Below are 16989 nucleotides of genomic sequence, written 5' to 3' on the forward strand. Positions count from 1 at the left end.
TTTGCTGGCGTAACATGCGCGCACGATTACGCTAAGAGGACACTCGCCTTGGACACACCCAGTAGATACTGGCTCAACTACCTGTCATCCAGGTACAACTTCTAAGGCTATCCTCTTATGCTGATGGCCTTAGTGGTTGTCGGCGACCTCATATTTCCATATCCCGTCGCAATGAGTCAGACTGTTTAATGGTCTGAAACCTGTCATGTTTCTGCCTGTGTGCCCACCGAGCTGTCCCTGATATTTTTTGCATTGGGAGTCCCGGTCATGCTGAGCGCATTTCAACTGGAAAATAATCGACTGTCCCGTCTCGAACTGGATGAGGCCGACGATCTGACCAATTCGGTCTGGGTCGATCTCGTCGAACCTGAAGAGATTGAACGACAGCGAGTGCAAACGGAACTTGGCCAGAGCCTGGCAACCCGACCAGAGCTGGAAGACATCGAAGCATCCGCGCGTTTTTTTGAAGACGAAGACGGCCTGCACATTCACTCATTTTTCTTCTTCGAAGATGCGGAAGATCACGCCGGTAACAGCACCGTGGCGTTCACCATCCGTGAAGGCCGCCTTTATACCCTGCGCGAACGCGAACTGCCCGCGTTTCGTCTTTATCGCATGCGCGCCCGCAGCCAGAACATGGTTGACGGCAACGCCTACGAGCTGCTGCTCGATTTATTCGAAACCAAAATCGAACAGCTGGCCGATGAAATCGAAAACATCTACAGCGACCTCGAAAAGCTAAGTCGCGTGATAATGGAAGGGCATCAGGGCGACGAGTACGACGCCGCGCTTTCCACGCTTGCGGAACTGGAAGATATCGGCTGGAAGGTTCGCCTGTGTCTGATGGATACCCAGCGCGCGCTGAACTTCCTGGTGCGCAAAGCGCGCCTGCCGAGCGGGCAGCTTGAGCAGGCTCGTGAAATCCTGCGAGATATCGAATCCCTGCTGCCGCACAACGAATCGCTGTTCCAGAAGGTGAACTTCCTGATGCAGGCGGCGATGGGCTTTATCAACATCGAGCAGAACCGCATCATCAAGATCTTCTCGGTGGTTTCCGTGGTGTTCCTGCCGCCCACGCTTGTGGCGTCCAGCTACGGGATGAACTTCGAGTTTATGCCCGAGCTGAAGCTAAGCTTCGGCTATCCTGCGGCGATTATCGTTATGATTTTGGCGGGGCTTGCGCCGTATCTGTACTTTAAACGTAAGAATTGGCTTTGATTTTATGATGGTGCCGGATGGCGCTAACGCTTATCCGACCTACGGGGTTGGGGATGATTGTGTTGGATGGCGCTTGCGCTTAACCGACCTACGGGGTTGGGGATGATTGTGTTGGATGGCGCTAACGCTTAACCGACCTACGGGGTTGGGTGAGATTGTGTCGGATGGCGCTAACGCTTAACCGACCTACAAGGGCTGGGTGATTGTAGGGTGGATAAGCGCAAGCGCCATCCACCTTATACCATCCATTGCTAGCCGATTTTACGCAGCTTATTTTGCGTATAAACCGCATCCATAATAAACAACGCCAGCGCTGCCCAGATAAACCCGAACGTCACCATCTTGTCTTTCCCGACCACTTCGCCGTAGAAGGTGACCGCCAGTAGGAACATCAGCGTAGGGCCGAGGTACTGGAAGAAGCCCAGCGTTGAAAGCCGCAGACGCGTGGCCGCCGCGGTGAAGCACAGCAGCGGAATCGTGGTGACAACCCCTGCGGCAATCAGCAGCAGGTTAAGCGACCACGGGTTTTGCCCCATATGGCTGGTGGCGCTGTCGGCGAAGCCGAACAGGTAAATTGCCGCAACCGGCAGCAGCCACAGGGTTTCTACCAGCATGCCGGTTTGCGCGTCCACCGCGATTTTCTTACGTACCAGTCCGTAGAACGCAAAGCTAAATGCCAGGCCAAGCGCGATAACCGGCAGTGAACCGAACGTCCACAGCTGAACCAGCACGCCACAGGCCGCCAGCGCCACGGCAACCCACTGCATTCTGCGGAAGCGTTCGCCCAGGAAAATCATCCCCAGCACCACGTTAACCAGCGGGTTAATAAAGTAGCCGAGGCTCGCTTCCAGCATGTGGTTGTTATTCACCGCCCAAATGAAAAGCAGCCAGTTGCCGCCGATAAGCACCGCGGAAAGCGCCATCGCGAAAACCTTTTTGCGATTCTTCGTGGCTTTCTTCACCTGCGGCCATTGGCGGCAGAGCGTTATCAGCGCCAGCATAAAGAAGAACGACCAGATCACGCGATGGGTAAGGATTTCATCGGCGGGGACGTAGTTGATAAGCTTGAAGTAGGCAGGCGCGATGCCCCAAATTAAATACGCCGCAAGAGCCAGCAGCACGCCCTGGCGGGTCTGTTTCGCATCCATGAAATAACTCGTCGGAAAAATAGTTAGCAAATAGTAACAGGATTTATCGCCTCACCCCACCATATAGGTGGCCGTGGCGCTGGCGATATGCACCTGCTCTTCGTTATGCAATTCAACGCGCGCTACGGCGACTTTGTTGCCAGCCCGCAGCAGGCTGCTGCTGGCGGTAAAACGCTGCCCGCGACCCGGGCGCAAATAGTCCACGCGTAAATCAATCGTACCCATTTTCGACAGGCGCTGGCGCAGCTCTTCTTCGCTGATGGTGTCGTGCCGCGTTAGCGTACTCCCCACGCAGACCAGCCCTGCCGCCACGTCCAGCGCGGAGGCAATCACGCCGCCGTGCAAAATGCTCTGCGCCCAGTTGCCCACCATCATCGGCTGATTGCTAAAGCTAAGCTGGGCAAAAGCCTTCTCGTAGCGGTCCAGCTCAAGGCCAAGCGCGCGGTTAAAAGGCATATGATAAACGAAGATTTCGCCAACCAGCTGTAGGGCAGCCTCGGTGGTAAGGATGGTGGACATAGATCGTTCCTCTGATCGCAAAAGTCTGAATAAGTTAATTGAATGTGTATTTTATGCTTCTCATTTGTTGCTTTCCACTTTAGGAGAGGTAGACGAGCGAGACGCAGAGGAACTATGTAGAATGTGCGCAGCTCATAATTCGATACCAAATTTTACGTTCAGGAGAACATTGTCGATGCGCAAGTTTTTGGGATGTTTGATGGCCGCATCTTTGCTGCCCATAACGGCCTACGCACAGGAAGCCACAATTAAAGAGGTTCATGACAAACCTGCGGTGCGCGGCAGCATCATCGCCAACATGCTGCTTGAGCATGACAATCCGTTCACCCTGTATCCTTACGATACGAACTACCTGATCTACACCGACACCAGCGATCTCAATAAAGAAGCCATCAGCTCCTACAACTGGTCGGATAACGCGCGCAAAGACGAAGTGAAGTTCCAGCTGAGCCTCGCCTTCCCGCTGTGGCGCGGCATTCTCGGTTCTAACTCCGTGCTGGGCGCGTCCTACACGCAGAAATCCTGGTGGCAGCTTTCAAACAGCGGCGAGTCCTCCCCGTTCCGCGAAACCAACTACGAACCGCAGATCTTCCTCGGCTTTGCCATGGATGAGACGTTTGCCGGCTGGACGCTGCGCGACGTGGAGTTTGGTTATAACCACGATTCGAACGGCCGTTCCGACCCAACGTCGCGCAGCTGGAACCGCATGTACGCGCGTCTGATGGCGGAAAACGGCAACTGGCTGGTCGAAGCCAAGCCGTGGTACGTGCTTGGCAGCACCGACGACAACCCGGATATCACCAAATATATGGGCTACTACCAGCTCAAAATTGGTTACGCGCTGGGCGATGCGGTACTGAGCGTGAAGGGTCAGTACAACTGGAATACCGGCTACGGCGGCGCGGAAATGGGCCTGAGCTATCCGGTCACCAAACACGTTCGCCTTTATACACAGGTATATAGCGGCTACGGCGAATCGTTAATTGATTACAACTTTAACCAGACGCGTGTCGGCGTTGGCGTTATGCTTAACGATCTGTTCTAAAAAGTTGCAGTTTTGGACGCAGGCGCTGAAAATGGCGCCTGTTTTTTTGGTGGTGGAGAGAGCGTGACACAGGCGGAAGTAATCAATCAGACAGCGCTGGCAAGGCAGGTTTTACAAGAAACCTTCGGTTACCAGCAGTTCCGTCCGGGCCAGGAAACCATCATCGAAACGGTGCTTGCCGGTCGCGATTGTCTGGTCGTCATGCCTACCGGCGGCGGCAAATCACTTTGTTATCAGATCCCTGCGCTGGTCTTTGGCGGGCTGACGGTTGTCGTCTCGCCGCTCATCTCGCTGATGAAAGACCAGGTCGACCAGCTCCTTGCCAACGGCGTGGCGGCGGCCTGTCTGAACTCCACCCAAACCCGTGAGCAGCAGCAGGAAGTGATGGCGGGCTGCCGCAGCGGGCAAATCCGCCTGCTTTATATCGCCCCTGAGCGGCTGATGATGGATAACTTCATCGACCAAATCAGCCACTGGCACCTCTCGATGGTGGCGGTGGACGAGGCGCACTGTATTTCCCAGTGGGGGCATGACTTCCGCCCGGAATACGCGGCGCTTGGGCAACTGCGCCAGCGTTTGCCAACGGTGCCGTTTATCGCGCTGACCGCGACAGCAGACGACACCACCCGCCTCGACATCGTTCGCCTGCTCGGCCTGCAGGACCCGCTGATCCAAATCAGCAGCTTCGACCGCCCCAACATTCGCTACATGCTGATGGAGAAGTTTAAGCCGCTCGATCAGCTGATGCGCTACGTGCAGGAGCAGCGCGGCAAATCCGGCATTATCTACTGCAACAGCCGTGCAAAAGTGGAAGACACCGCCGCGCGTCTGCAAAGCAAGGGCATCAGCGCCGGGGCCTATCACGCGGGGCTGGAACATAGCGTGCGTGCGGAAGTGCAGGAAAAATTCCAGCGCGACGATCTGCAAATTGTGGTCGCTACCGTGGCGTTCGGTATGGGCATTAACAAGCCTAACGTGCGCTTTGTGGCGCACTTTGATATCCCGCGCAACATCGAATCCTACTATCAGGAAACCGGCCGCGCCGGGCGTGACGGCCTGCCTGCGGAAGCCATGCTGTTTTACGATCCGGCGGATATGGCCTGGCTGCGTAAATGCCTCGAAGAGAAAGCCCCCGGCCAGCTGCAGGATATCGAACGCCATAAGCTCAACGCGATGGGCGCGTTTGCCGAAGCGCAGACCTGCCGCCGCCTGGTATTGCTGAATTACTTTGGCGAAGGCCGCCAGCAGCCGTGCGGCAACTGCGACGTCTGCCTCGATCCGCCGCGCCGCTACGACGGGCTGGTCGACGCACAAAAAGCGCTGTCCTGCATTTATCGCGTTGGGCAGCGGTTCGGCATGGGCTATGTCGTGGAAGTGCTGCGCGGCGCGAACAACCAGCGCATTCGCGATCTCGGCCATGACAAACTCAAAATTTACGGCGAAGGGCGCGAACACACCACGGAGCACTGGGTGAGCGTGATTCGCCAGCTGATTCATCTCGGCGTCGTCACTCAAAACATCGCCCAGCATTCGGCGTTGCAGCTCACCGAGGCAGCTCGCCCCTATCTGCGAGCCGAAGTCCCGCTGATGCTTGCCGTTCCGCGCGTTGTGGCTATCAAGCCGCGCGGCAGCCAGAAAGTGTTTGGCGGCAACTACGATCGCAAGCTGTTCGCGAAACTGCGCAAGCTGCGTAAAGCCATTGCCGACGAAGAAAACATCCCGCCATACGTCGTCTTTAATGACGCCACGCTTATCGAAATGGCCGAGCAGATGCCGATTACCCCAAGTGAAATGCTGGGCGTTAACGGCGTGGGCACGCGCAAGCTAGAACGCTTCGGGCGTGAATTTATGTCGTTAATTCGTAGCCACGTTGACGGCGAAGATGAGTAGTAGCCAGTCCTGCCCGAACGTGGCAGGATGGTTGTTCACTGACTGATTATCCCGCGAGTTATTTCCTATGTTGATGCTATTCCTCACCGTGGCGTTACTGCATATCGTTGCACTGGTCACCCCCGGCCCGGACTTTTTCTTCGTCTCTCAGACCGCCGTTAGCCGTTCCCGAAAAGAAGCCATGATGGGCGTGCTGGGCATTACCGGCGGCGTCATGGTTTGGTCCGGCGTGGCGTTGCTTGGCCTGAATCTCATTCTCGAAAAAATGGCGTGGCTGCACAGCATTATTATGGTCGGCGGCGGCCTGTATCTTTGCTGGATGGGCTACCAGATGCTGCGCGGCGCGTTTAAGAAAGAGGTCGCAACGGATGAAGCTGCGCCTGAAGTTGAGCTGGCGCGCGGTGGCCGTAGCTTCCTGAAAGGGCTGCTGACCAACCTCTCAAACCCGAAGGCCATTATTTACTTCGGCAGCGTGTTTTCTCTTTTCGTCGGTAACGATGTGGGCAGCGCGGAACGTTGGGGGCTGTTCGTGATGATCGCTCTTGAAACCTTTGCATGGTTCGCCATCGTCGCCAGCCTGTTTGCCTTACCGAAAATGCGCCGTGGCTATCAGCGCCTCGCCAAATGGATTGACGGTATGGCGGGCGCGTTGTTTACCGGCTTCGGCATTCACCTGATTATCTCGCGTTAACCTGCGTCAGGCCTGGCGTGCTCCGGCAAGGAGCGCGCCAACCAGCATAAACAGCGAACCAAATACCCGGTTCAATGCCTTCATCTGGCGCGGCCCTTTGATCCAACCCGCGATGCGCGTGGCAAGGGTCGCGTAGCCAATCATCACTATGATATCCACCACCACCGTCGTGACGCCGAGAATCACGTACTGAATCGCCTGCGGCTGATGCGGTGCGATGAACTGCGGGAAAAGCGCCGCCAGAAACACGATGCTTTTCGGGTTGGTGAGGTTCACGAAAACGGCGCGCTTAAACAGGCGGCTGCGCGGCTGGCTCGTCGCCAGCGTGTTGAGATCTATTGCCCCCGCCGCACGCCACTGTTGAATGCCAAGCCAAATCAGATACGCCACGCCCGCCCACTTCAGTATTTCAAACGCCATTAGCGAACGTGAAAACAGCGCGCCCAGGCCAACGCCCACCAGCACAATGTGAATCGCAAGCCCAGTTTGTAAACCGGCGATTGACGCCGCCGCGCCGCGATAGCCGTGGCTGATGGCGGTGGACATCGTATTGATTGCGCCGGAGCCGGGCGACAGGCTGAGGATCAGCGTGGTCAGAAGGTAGGTACACCACCACTCGAAAGTCATGTGAAATTCCCAGAGCAAACACTTTTATGCCACAATACGCTATTGTTTATAGGCGTGCTACGGGGCAAAAACATTCAGTTCAGACGGTGCAAAAACAGCTTATGACGCAGCATAAAAAAGGATGGTTAAACCGTGAAGGCGCATTTGCTGCTTTCGCAACGGGTCCACTGACGGACTTCTGGCGTAAGCGTGAAGAGTGCGAATTTGCGGGCGTTGATGAGGTACCGGTACGCTACGTCCGCTTCTGCTCAAAGGAGCATGACAGGGTGATTGTCGTTTGCCCTGGTCGCATTGAAAGCTACGTCAAATACGCCGAACTCGCCTACGATTTGTTCCACTGCGGCTTTGATGTGCTGATTATCGACCATCGTGGCCAGGGCCGCTCCGGGCGCATGCTGTCTGACACCCACCGTGGCCACGTCGTCAAATTCAGTGATTATGTGGAAGATTTCGATCTCTTCTATCAGCAGGAGGTTGCTCCTGGCCCGTGGCGCAAACGCTATGTGCTGGCCCACTCGATGGGTGGGGCGATCACCACGCTGTGGCTTGAGAAAAACCCGGACGCTTTCGATGCCGTAGCGCTTTGCGCGCCGATGTTTGGCATTACGCTGCGCTGGCCGGAATGGATGGTGCGCCACCTGCTGGACTGGGCGGAAGGCCATCCTCGTATTCGTGAGGGTTATGCAATAGGAACAGGCCGCTGGCGCGCGCTGCCGTTTAGCGTTAATGTCCTGACCCATAGCCGTGAACGCTATCGCCGCAACCTGCGTTTTTATGCTGATGAGCCAGCATTGCGGGTCGGTGGGCCAACATGGCATTGGGTACGCGAAGGGATACTCGCAGGAGAACAGGTATTAGCGGGAGCCACCGCCATTACCACGCCGATGTTACTACTCCAGGCAGAAGAGGAACGGGTGGTTGATAACCGCGCCCATTACCGATTCTGCGAACTTCGTGCCGCGGCGGGCCATCCCTGTGAGGGGGAAACACCTTACGTCATAAACGGCGCGTATCATGAGATCCTGTTTGAAAAGGACAGTATGCGAGCTAGAGCGCTCAATGCCATCATCGCGTTCTTTGATAGGCATGATTAATTTGAATTCACCACCAGAGGTTCAACAAATCCTATGTACCATGTCGTTGCGTCTGACTTAGATGGCACGTTGCTGTCCCCCGATCACCTTCTTTCCCCGTACGCTAAAGAAACGCTGAAGCTGCTTACCGCCAAGGGCGTACATTTCGTGTTCGCTACGGGCCGCCACCATATCGACGTTGGTCAAATCCGCGACAACCTCGAAATCAAAGCCTACATGATCACCTCCAACGGCGCGCGCGTGCATGATACCGACGGCAACCTGGTGTTCACCCACGATCTGGATCGCGACATCGCCGCCGACCTGTTTGGCGTGATGCATGCCAATCAGGACATCGTGACCAACGTCTACCGTGGCGACGAGTGGTTTATGAACCGCCATCGTCCGGAAGAGATGAAATATTTTAAAGAGGCGGTGTTTAACTACTCGCTGTATGAGCCGGGCCTGCTGGAAACCGACGGCGTCAGCAAAGTGTTCTTCACCTGCGACGATCACGAAAAGCTGCTGCCGCTTGAGCAGGCGATCAACGCGCGCTGGGGCGATCGCGTAAACGTCAGCTTCTCCACGCTAACCTGCCTGGAAGTAATGGCCGGTGGCGTTTCTAAAGGCCACGCGCTGGAAGCGGTATCAAAAGCCATGGGCTACAGCCTGAAAGACTGCATCGCTTTTGGTGACGGCATGAACGACCAGGAAATGCTCTCCATGGCGGGCAAAGGCTGCATCATGGGCAACGCGCACCAGCGCCTGAAAGACCTGCTGCCGGAGCTGGAAGTGATTGGCACTAACGCCGACAACGCCGTGCCGCATTACCTGCGTAAGATGTTCCTCGGCAAAGATTAAGCGTTGTTGATTGCGAGATGTCGGGGGGCGATGTGCGCCTACCCGACCTACGGTCTGCACGAATCGTAGGGTGGATAAGCGGCAGCGCCATCCGCCATGTTGTCGATTAAGTAATCACTCGTAAACTAAATACTTCAGCTCCTGCCAACAAGCTTCGCTACAATAGCGAATAAATTGCCTGTTGAGATCCCATCGTGCCGTTACTCATCATCACCACTATTCTGTGGGCCTTTTCCTTTAGCCTCATCGGCGAATACCTTGCCGGGCACGTCGACAGCTATTTCTCCGTGCTGATGCGCGTGGGGCTGGCGGCGCTGGTGTTCCTGCCGTTCCTCCGTTTTAAGGGCTACAGTGCAAAAACGCTGCTGCTGTATATGCTGGTGGGGGCGCTGCAACTCGGCGTGATGTACCTGTTTAGCTTCCAGGCGTATCTCTACCTGACGGTCTCGGAATTTCTGCTGTTTACCGTGCTTACGCCGCTCTACATCACGCTAATTTATGATCTGCTGAGCCGCAGGCCGCTGCGCTGGGGATATGCCCTAAGCGCCGGGCTGGCGGTGATTGGCGCGGCGATCATTCGCTACGACAAAGTAAGCGATCACTTCTGGATTGGCCTACTGCTGGTGCAGGCGGCGAATATCTGCTTCGCCATCGGGATGGTGGGCTACAAGCGCCTGATGGAAACGCGGCCTATGCCGCAGCGCTGCGCGTTCTCCTGGTTTTACCTCGGAGCGGCAGTTGTGGCGGTCGTCGCCTGGTTCGCGCTGGGCAACCCGCAGAAGCTGCCGACCACCGGCCTGCAATGGGGCATTCTCGTCTGGCTGGGCGTGGTGGCTTCCGGGCTGGGCTATTTCATGTGGAACTACGGGGCGACGCAGGTGGATGCCGGTACGCTCGGCATCATGAACAACGTGCACGTGCCCGCAGGGCTGCTGGTGAACCTCGCCATCTGGCAGGAGCAGCCCCACTGGCCGAGCTTTATTATAGGTGGGACGGTGATAATGGCCTCGCTGTGGGTACATCGCCATTGGGTCGCTCCGCGTTCCGCACAAACGGAAGATGCTCACAGGCGTGCTGGCGCGTCGAGCGAATAAACGCCTCGGTTACCGGCTGACGCTGCTCGCCGTCGCGCACCGCGGCGTACAGCCGGCTCCACAGTCCCTCGCCCAGGGTTTTGGTAACGACCAGACCCTGGCGCTCAAAACTTTCCACTACCCAATGCGGCAGCGCGGCAATCCCCATGCGCGCCGACACCATCTGAATCAGCAGTAACGTGTTATCTACGCTTTTCAGCGATGGGCTGACGCCCGCTGGCTGTAAAAAATGCCGCCAGATATCCAGACGGGTGCGCTGTACCGGGTAAATCAGCAGGGTTTCGCTGCTCAGATCTTCCGGCTCGATGCGCGCTTTGCCCGCCAGCGGATGGTCGGTTGCCAGCACCAGGCGCACTTCATAATCAAACATCGGCGAATAGTGCAGGCCGCTGCGGGGCAGGATGTCGGAGGTTAGCACGATGTCCAGCTCGCTCTGCTGAAGCGCGGGCTGCGGGTCAAAGGTTACGCCGGATTTGAAATCCATCTCCACCTGCGGCCACTGCCGGTTAAAGCTTTCCAGCGCCGGGGTTAGCCACTGGATACAGCTATGGCATTCAATGGCGATGCGAAGCGTGGTCTGGTGCGGCTCGTTACACGCCTGAAGCGCGCGGCTTAGCTGCGGCAAAACTTGTTCGGCAAGGCCAAGCAGAATTTCACCCTGCGGCGTAAAGCGCAGCGGCTGACTTTTACGAACAAACAGGCGGAACCCAAGCCGCTGCTCCAAATCGCTGAACTGATGGGAGAGGGCAGACTGGGTCTGGTGTAACGCGGCGGCGGCGGCGGCCAGCGAGCCGCAGTTTCTTAACGCCTGGAGCGTCCGCAGGTGTTTTATCTCGATCATGAAAGTCCTTCACTTCGCCATGAACAAATTGCGCTTGAGGAATATACAGTACCTGCGGATTATGGATGTGTAAACATCTGGATGGCTAAATCCAGCGTCTTTCGAATTTATGGTGCGTTGGCTGCACTTACTTACCCCAGTCACTTACCTAAGTAAGCTCCTGGGGGGATAAGCAAGCTTGCCGCCTTCCCTAAATCCGAAATCCATCTGGATTACCTAAATTAAATGAGGAAAGAATAATGACGATCAAAAACCACACCCTCGGTTTCCCACGCGTTGGCCTCAAGCGTGAGCTGAAAAAAGCACAAGAGAGCTACTGGGCGGGCAACACCACGCAGGAAGAGCTGCTGGCGGTGGGCCGTGAACTGCGCGCACGCCACTGGGATCAGCAGAAACAGGCGGGCGTCGACCTGCTACCGGTGGGCGATTTCGCATGGTACGACCACGTTCTGACCACCAGCCTGCTGCTTGGCAACGTGCCGGCTCGTCATCAGAATGCGGATGGCAGCGTCGATCTCGATACCTTATTCCGCATCGGCCGTGGCCGTGCGCCGACGGGTGAACCGGCCGCCGCCGCCGAAATGACCAAATGGTTTAACACCAACTATCACTACATGGTGCCGGAATTCACCAAGGGCCAGCAGTTCAAGCTGACCTGGACACAGCTGCTCGATGAAGTGGACGAAGCGCAGGCGCTGGGCCACAGCGTGAAGCCCGTGCTGCTTGGGCCGGTGACCTATCTTTGGCTCGGCAAGGTGAAGGGCGAACAGTTTGACCGCCTGAGCCTGCTGAAAGACATTCTGCCGGTTTACCAGCAGGTTCTGGCGGAGCTGGCTAAACGCGGAGTCGAGTGGGTGCAAATCGACGAACCCGCGCTGGTACTGGAGCTGCCGCAGGCCTGGCTCGATGCCTTCAAACCGGCTTATGACGCGCTTGCGGGCAACGTGAAGCTGCTGCTGACCACCTATTTCGAGGGCGTGACGCCAAATCTGAATACCATCACCGCACTGCCGGTGCAGGGCCTGCACGTTGATTTCGTCCACGGTAAAGACGACATCAACGAGATCCATCAGAAGCTGCCTGCCGACTGGCTGCTGTCTGCCGGTGTGATTAACGGCCGTAACGTCTGGCGTGCCGATCTGACGGAGAAATACGCTCAGCTTAAAAATCTGGTCGGCAAACGCGACCTGTGGGTGGCCTCGTCCTGCTCTCTGCTGCACAGCCCGATCGACCTCAGCGTTGAAACCCGCCTGGATGCGGAAGTGAAAAGCTGGTTCGCCTTCGCCCTGCAAAAATGCGCCGAGCTGGCGCTGCTGCGCGACGCCCTGAACAGCGGCAACACCGAAAAACTGGTTGAGTGGAGCGCGCCGATTCAGGCTCGCCGTCACTCACAGCGCGTGCATAACGCCGCCGTGGAAAAACGCCTGGCCGCGATTACCGCCCAGGACAGCCAGCGTCAGAGCGACTACACCGCTCGCGCAATCGCCCAGCGGCAGCGCTTTAACCTGCCTGCCTGGCCGACGACGACTATCGGCTCATTCCCGCAGACCACCGAAATTCGCGGCCTGCGCCTGGACTTCAAAAAAGGCAATCTGGATGCCAACAACTACCGCACCGGTATCGCCGAGCACATCAAACAGGCGGTAGCCGAGCAGGAACGCCTGGGCCTGGACGTACTTGTCCACGGCGAAGCAGAGCGTAACGACATGGTGGAATACTTCGGCGAACACCTGGACGGCTTCGTCTTCACCCAAAACGGCTGGGTGCAGAGCTACGGCTCCCGCTGCGTGAAGCCGCCGGTTGTCATCGGCGATATCAGCCGCCCGGAAGCCATCACCGTTGAGTGGGCGAAGTACGCGCAGTCCCTGACCGACAAGCCGGTAAAAGGCATGCTGACCGGGCCGGTGACGATTCTGTGCTGGTCATTCCCGCGCGAGGACGTCAGCCGCGAAACCATCGCGAAGCAAATCGCTCTGGCGCTGCGCGACGAGGTGGCGGATCTGGAAGCGGCAGGCATCGGCATCATTCAGATTGACGAACCGGCGCTGCGCGAAGGTTTACCGCTGCGCCAGTCCGACTGGCAGGCGTACCTGGAGTGGGGCGTGGAAGCCTTCCGCCTGAACGCCGCAGTGGTGCGCGACGATACGCAGATCCACACCCACATGTGTTACTGCGAGTTTAACGACATCATGGATTCCATCGCGGCGCTGGATGCGGACGTGATCACCATCGAAACGTCCCGCTCGGATATGGATCTGCTGGAGTCGTTCAAGGAGTTTGAATACCCGAACGAAATCGGGCCGGGCGTGTACGATATTCACTCGCCAAACGTCCCAAGCGTGGAATGGATTGAAGCCCTGCTGAAGAAAGCGGCGGAGTCCGTCCCGGCAGAACGCCTGTGGGTCAACCCGGACTGCGGCCTGAAAACCCGCGGCTGGCCGGAAACCCGCGCCGCGCTGGCGAATATGGTGAAGGCCGCGCAGAATTTGCGTAACGCATAAAAGAATTGCCCCTCAATCGAGGGGCATTTTTTACTTCTTCACGCCGTAACGCTCAAACCACTTCAGCATCCTTTGCCAGCCGTCTTTTGCCGACTCTTCATGGTAGCTCGGGCGATAGTCCGCGTTAAATGCATGACCCGCATCCGGGTAGACGATAATTTCCGAATGAGCATTTGCGGCGCGCAGCGCCTGCCGCATGGTTTCCACGCTATCTTGCGGAATGCCCGTGTCCTGCCCGCCGTACAGCCCTAATACCGGGGCATTCAGATTGATGGCGATATCGACCGGATGGTGCGGCGAGTTCAGCGTTTTCTCGCCAACCAGCTTGCCGTACCAGGCCACGGCGGCCTTAAGCTGCGGGTTATGCGCGGCGTATAGCCATGCAATACGTCCGCCCCAGCAGAAGCCGGTGACCATCAGGCGATGCGCGTCCCCGCCGTTGCGTGAAGCCCAGTTGGCGACGTGATCGAGATCCGCAAGCACCTGCGCGTCCGGTACTTTCGAAACCAGCCCGCTGAACAAGGTGGGGATATCGGCATAATCATTCGGATCGCCCTGGCGGAAGTACAGTTCCGGCGCGACGGCCAGGTACCCTTCCAGCGCAAGACGGCGGCAGACGTCGCGAATGTGCTCATGTACGCCAAAAATTTCCTGAACCACAATCACGACCGGCAAGGGGCCTGCCGCATTTTTCGGGCGAGCGTGGTAGGCGGGCATGTTGTCGCCTTGAGTAGGAATCGATGTCTCGCCCGCCTGGATAGTCTCCTCCGGCGTGTGGACAACGGTTGATGCAAGCGGCGATGCGGCCGGTGCGAAGGTTCCGCCCGGCCCGTTGTGTGTGGATTGCTCTTCTTTCATTGGCATTCTCCGTTAGCGCAGTGGGATAACTATAGCCAGGATTAGTAGCATCACCGGATGGCAAAAAACGTTCTTTGTGCCTGATATCTGAACAAGTGCAGTCTGATATGTGATGCTTATCACTAATCAGATTGAAAATGATGTAATTTGTTTCATTCAAAGTGAAATGCGTCACGAAATTATGTTCAGTGGTTCTGTAAAGTACCGCTTTGCGGCGTAAGCCAACCCTACTCAACAGAGGAGTCTGTTATGTCCAAGTCTGATGTTTTTCACCTCGGCCTCACTAAAAACGACCTGCAGGGGGCAACGCTTGCTATCGTCCCGGGCGATCCGGAGCGAGTTGAAAAAATCGCCGCGCTGATGGACAAGCCGGTCAAACTGGCTGCCCACCGCGAATTCACCACCTGGCGTGCTGAGTTAGACGGTAAAGCAGTGATCGTTTGTTCTACCGGTATCGGCGGCCCGTCTACTTCAATCGCCGTTGAAGAGCTGGCTCAACTGGGCATTCGCACTTTCCTGCGTATCGGCACTACCGGTGCGATTCAGCCGCACATTAACGTTGGTGATGTCCTGGTGACTACCGCGTCCGTGCGTCTTGACGGTGCCAGCCTGCACTTCGCGCCAATGGAATTCCCGGCGGTTGCCGACTTCGCGTGTACTACCGCGCTGGTAGAAGCGGCGAAATCCATCGGCGCCAACACCCACGTTGGCGTAACCGCTTCCTCCGACACCTTCTACCCGGGCCAGGAGCGTTACGACACCTTCTCAGGCCGCGTGGTTAGCCGCTTCAAAGGCTCCATGGAAGAGTGGCAGCAGATGGGCGTGATGAACTATGAAATGGAGTCCGCGACCCTGCTGACCATGTGTGCAAGCCAGGGCCTGCGCGCCGGGATGGTTGCCGGTGTTATCGTTAACCGCACCCAGCAGGAAATCCCTAACGCCGAAACCATGAAGCAGACCGAAAGCCATGCCGTGAAGATCGTCGTTGAGGCCGCTCGTCGCCTGATCTAGTCCCTCCAAAGCCGGTGAAAGCCGGCTTTAATTTACGCTTTGCGTAACACCTCGCAGGAAATTCCTTTTCATCTGGACATTTATACAGCAGAATTTTACCTTGCTGGTGATTGGCGTGGATGCAGGAGGCGAAGTGGATATCTCAATATTGTTCGGGCTGGGCGTTGCTCTGGTAGGCGTTTTGACAGGCTGGCTGCTGGCAAGCTTACGGGCGGCACAGCGGCAATCGGCCCTGTACGAAGAGCAAAGAGAAATCTACGGTGAGCTCAAAGCGGCTCGCCAGGAGCTGATCCAGCAGCAACACTGGAAAGAAGAATGCGAACAGCTTAACCGCGAGCTGCGCAACCAGCTTGAAATCAACAGCGCCCAGGAAGCCGATCTGCGCGAATTAACCACGCTGCTTGAGCAAACCCGCCTGCACGCCGAAGACAAGCACCGTCAGATGATCAACAGCGAGCAGCGCTTAAGCGAGCAGTTTGAAAATCTCGCCAACCGCATTTTTGAGCAGAGCGGGCGCAGGGTCGAAGAGCAAAACCGCCAGAGTCTGAACGGCCTGCTGACGCCGCTTCGCGAACAGCTCGACGGCTTTCGCCGCCAGGTGCAGGACAGCTTCGGGCAGGAAGCGCGCGAACGTCACACCCTCACGCATGAAATCCGTAATCTCCAGCAGCTTAACGCGCAGATGGCGCAGGAAGCCCTCAACCTCACCAAAGCGCTGAAAGGCGACAATAAAACCCAAGGGAACTGGGGCGAAGTCGTGCTGACCCGCGTGCTGGAAGCCTCCGGCCTGCGCGAAGGGCACGAATACCAGACCCAGGTGAATATTCAGCTTGAAAACAACAGCCGCATGCAGCCTGACGTTATCGTTCGCCTGCCTCAGGGCAAAGACGTGGTTATCGATGCCAAAATGACGCTGGTGGCCTACGAGCGCTATTACAATGGGGACGATGAACTAACCCGCGATAGCGCTATCAACGAGCACATTGCGGCCATTCGCAACCACATCCGCATGCTGAGCCGTAAAGACTACCAGCAGCTTCCCGGCCTGCGTTCGCTGGACTATGTTCTGATGTTCATCCCCATCGAACCCGCATTCTTATTGGCCATCGATCGCCAGCCGGAGCTCATCAGCGAAGCGCTGAAGAACAATATCATGCTCGTCAGCCCAACCACCCTGCTGGTGGCGTTGAGAACCATTGCCAATTTGTGGCGTTATGAGCACCAGAGCCGCAATGCGCAACAAATTGCCGAACGGGCGGGCCGCCTGTATGACAAAATGCGGCTGTTCGTTGACGACATGTCCGCCATCGGGCAAAGCCTTGATAAGGCGCAGGATAACTATCGGCAGGCGATGAAGAAACTGGCCTCCGGGCGGGGAAATATCCTCGTGCAGGCCGATGCCTTCCGCGGGCTGGGCGTTGAAGTAAAGCGCGAGATTAATCCGGATTTGGTCGAGCAGGCGCGGCAGGAAGACGAAGATAACGCGGCGCGTATTGGGCATGAGCTCGATGAAGAAACCCATCAGGACAGCAGCTTAGACGAGCGTAAAATTGCCGGTGAGCGTCAGGCTTAAGCACACACAGACGGCTTGAAGCATAGGGCTTTAGCGCCC

Annotated in this window: 16 protein-coding genes; 11 read left to right on the forward strand and 5 right to left on the reverse strand. The window is 57.0% G+C overall.

Annotated features, from left to right (window positions below):
- Positions 1-48 precede the first annotated feature (48 nt).
- Together ysgD and corA are read left to right on the forward strand one after the other, a co-directional pair.
- Positions 49-105, forward strand: coding sequence for a YsgD/CorL family protein (gene ysgD / locus ACSPHG_RS00965; protein ID WP_236127787.1), 57 nt, complete (start codon positions 49-51; stop codon positions 103-105).
- Positions 106-267: 162 nt separating this feature from the next.
- Positions 268-1218 carry a magnesium/cobalt transporter CorA gene (corA, locus tag ACSPHG_RS00970; protein ID WP_435951605.1) on the forward strand — a complete coding sequence of 317 codons (951 nt, stop codon included), beginning with the start codon at positions 268-270 and terminating at the stop codon, positions 1216-1218.
- A gap of 251 nt (positions 1219-1469) precedes the next feature.
- On the opposite strand, the gene rarD is transcribed toward corA, so the two are convergent.
- On the reverse strand, positions 1470-2366 hold the full coding sequence (rarD, locus tag ACSPHG_RS00975; protein WP_435951606.1) for an EamA family transporter RarD: 897 nt from the start codon (positions 2364-2366) through the stop codon (positions 1470-1472).
- A gap of 51 nt (positions 2367-2417) precedes the next feature.
- Complete coding sequence (yigI, locus tag ACSPHG_RS00980) at positions 2418-2885, reverse strand: acyl-CoA thioesterase YigI (RefSeq protein ID WP_435951607.1); 468 nt, start codon at positions 2883-2885, stop codon at positions 2418-2420.
- Between the two features lie 175 nt (positions 2886-3060).
- On the opposite strand from yigI, the gene pldA reads away from it, so the two are divergent.
- From pldA to rhtC, 3 genes are all read left to right on the forward strand, one after another.
- Positions 3061-3930, forward strand: coding sequence for a phospholipase A (pldA, locus tag ACSPHG_RS00985; protein WP_435951608.1), 870 nt, complete (start codon positions 3061-3063; stop codon positions 3928-3930).
- 63 nt (positions 3931-3993) lie between these two features.
- Positions 3994-5820 (forward strand): ATP-dependent DNA helicase RecQ, encoded by a 1827-nt coding sequence (gene recQ / locus ACSPHG_RS00990; RefSeq protein ID WP_435951609.1) that lies wholly within the window; start codon positions 3994-3996, stop codon positions 5818-5820.
- A 67-nt stretch (positions 5821-5887) separates the two neighbouring features.
- Positions 5888-6511, forward strand: coding sequence for a threonine export protein RhtC (rhtC, locus tag ACSPHG_RS00995; RefSeq protein ID WP_435951610.1), 624 nt, complete (start codon positions 5888-5890; stop codon positions 6509-6511).
- Positions 6512-6517: 6 nt separating this feature from the next.
- Here rhtC and rhtB read toward each other — a convergent pair whose 3' ends face one another.
- A complete protein-coding gene (rhtB, locus tag ACSPHG_RS01000) occupies positions 6518-7138 on the reverse strand; it encodes a homoserine/homoserine lactone efflux protein (RefSeq protein ID WP_435951611.1) in 621 nt (206 codons plus the stop codon).
- Between the two features lie 101 nt (positions 7139-7239).
- Between rhtB and pldB the strand changes: the two genes are divergently transcribed.
- From pldB to ACSPHG_RS01015, 3 genes are all read left to right on the forward strand, one after another.
- Positions 7240-8232, forward strand: coding sequence for a lysophospholipase L2 (gene pldB / locus ACSPHG_RS01005; RefSeq protein ID WP_435951612.1), 993 nt, complete (start codon positions 7240-7242; stop codon positions 8230-8232).
- Between the two features lie 33 nt (positions 8233-8265).
- On the forward strand, positions 8266-9072 hold the full coding sequence (gene yigL / locus ACSPHG_RS01010) for a sugar/pyridoxal phosphate phosphatase YigL (RefSeq protein WP_435951613.1): 807 nt from the start codon (positions 8266-8268) through the stop codon (positions 9070-9072).
- A gap of 194 nt (positions 9073-9266) precedes the next feature.
- Positions 9267-10166 (forward strand): carboxylate/amino acid/amine transporter, encoded by a 900-nt coding sequence (locus ACSPHG_RS01015; protein WP_435951614.1) that lies wholly within the window; start codon positions 9267-9269, stop codon positions 10164-10166.
- Here the strand turns inward: ACSPHG_RS01015 and metR are convergent.
- A complete protein-coding gene (gene metR, locus ACSPHG_RS01020; RefSeq protein WP_435951615.1) occupies positions 10054-11007 on the reverse strand; it encodes an HTH-type transcriptional regulator MetR in 954 nt (317 codons plus the stop codon). The two genes, ACSPHG_RS01015 and metR, sit on opposite strands and share 113 nt — an antisense overlap.
- Before the next feature lie 239 nt (positions 11008-11246).
- Here metR and metE point away from each other — a divergent pair, with 239 nt between their 5' ends.
- Entirely contained in the window at positions 11247-13508 is a 2262-nt protein-coding gene (gene metE, locus ACSPHG_RS01025) for a 5-methyltetrahydropteroyltriglutamate--homocysteine S-methyltransferase (RefSeq protein ID WP_435951616.1), read from the forward strand.
- A gap of 30 nt (positions 13509-13538) precedes the next feature.
- Here metE and ACSPHG_RS01030 read toward each other — a convergent pair whose 3' ends face one another.
- Positions 13539-14366, reverse strand: coding sequence for a dienelactone hydrolase family protein (locus ACSPHG_RS01030; protein ID WP_435951617.1), 828 nt, complete (start codon positions 14364-14366; stop codon positions 13539-13541).
- A gap of 249 nt (positions 14367-14615) precedes the next feature.
- Between ACSPHG_RS01030 and udp the strand changes: the two genes are divergently transcribed.
- Together udp and rmuC are read left to right on the forward strand one after the other, a co-directional pair.
- Entirely contained in the window at positions 14616-15377 is a 762-nt protein-coding gene (udp, locus tag ACSPHG_RS01035; RefSeq protein ID WP_435951618.1) for a uridine phosphorylase, read from the forward strand.
- 133 nt (positions 15378-15510) lie between these two features.
- Entirely contained in the window at positions 15511-16950 is a 1440-nt protein-coding gene (gene rmuC, locus ACSPHG_RS01040; protein WP_435951619.1) for a DNA recombination protein RmuC, read from the forward strand.
- Positions 16951-16989: the final 39 nt, after the last annotated feature.

The organism is Dryocola baronae (assembly GCF_051297175.1).
Lineage (GTDB): Bacteria > Pseudomonadota > Gammaproteobacteria > Enterobacterales > Enterobacteriaceae > Dryocola.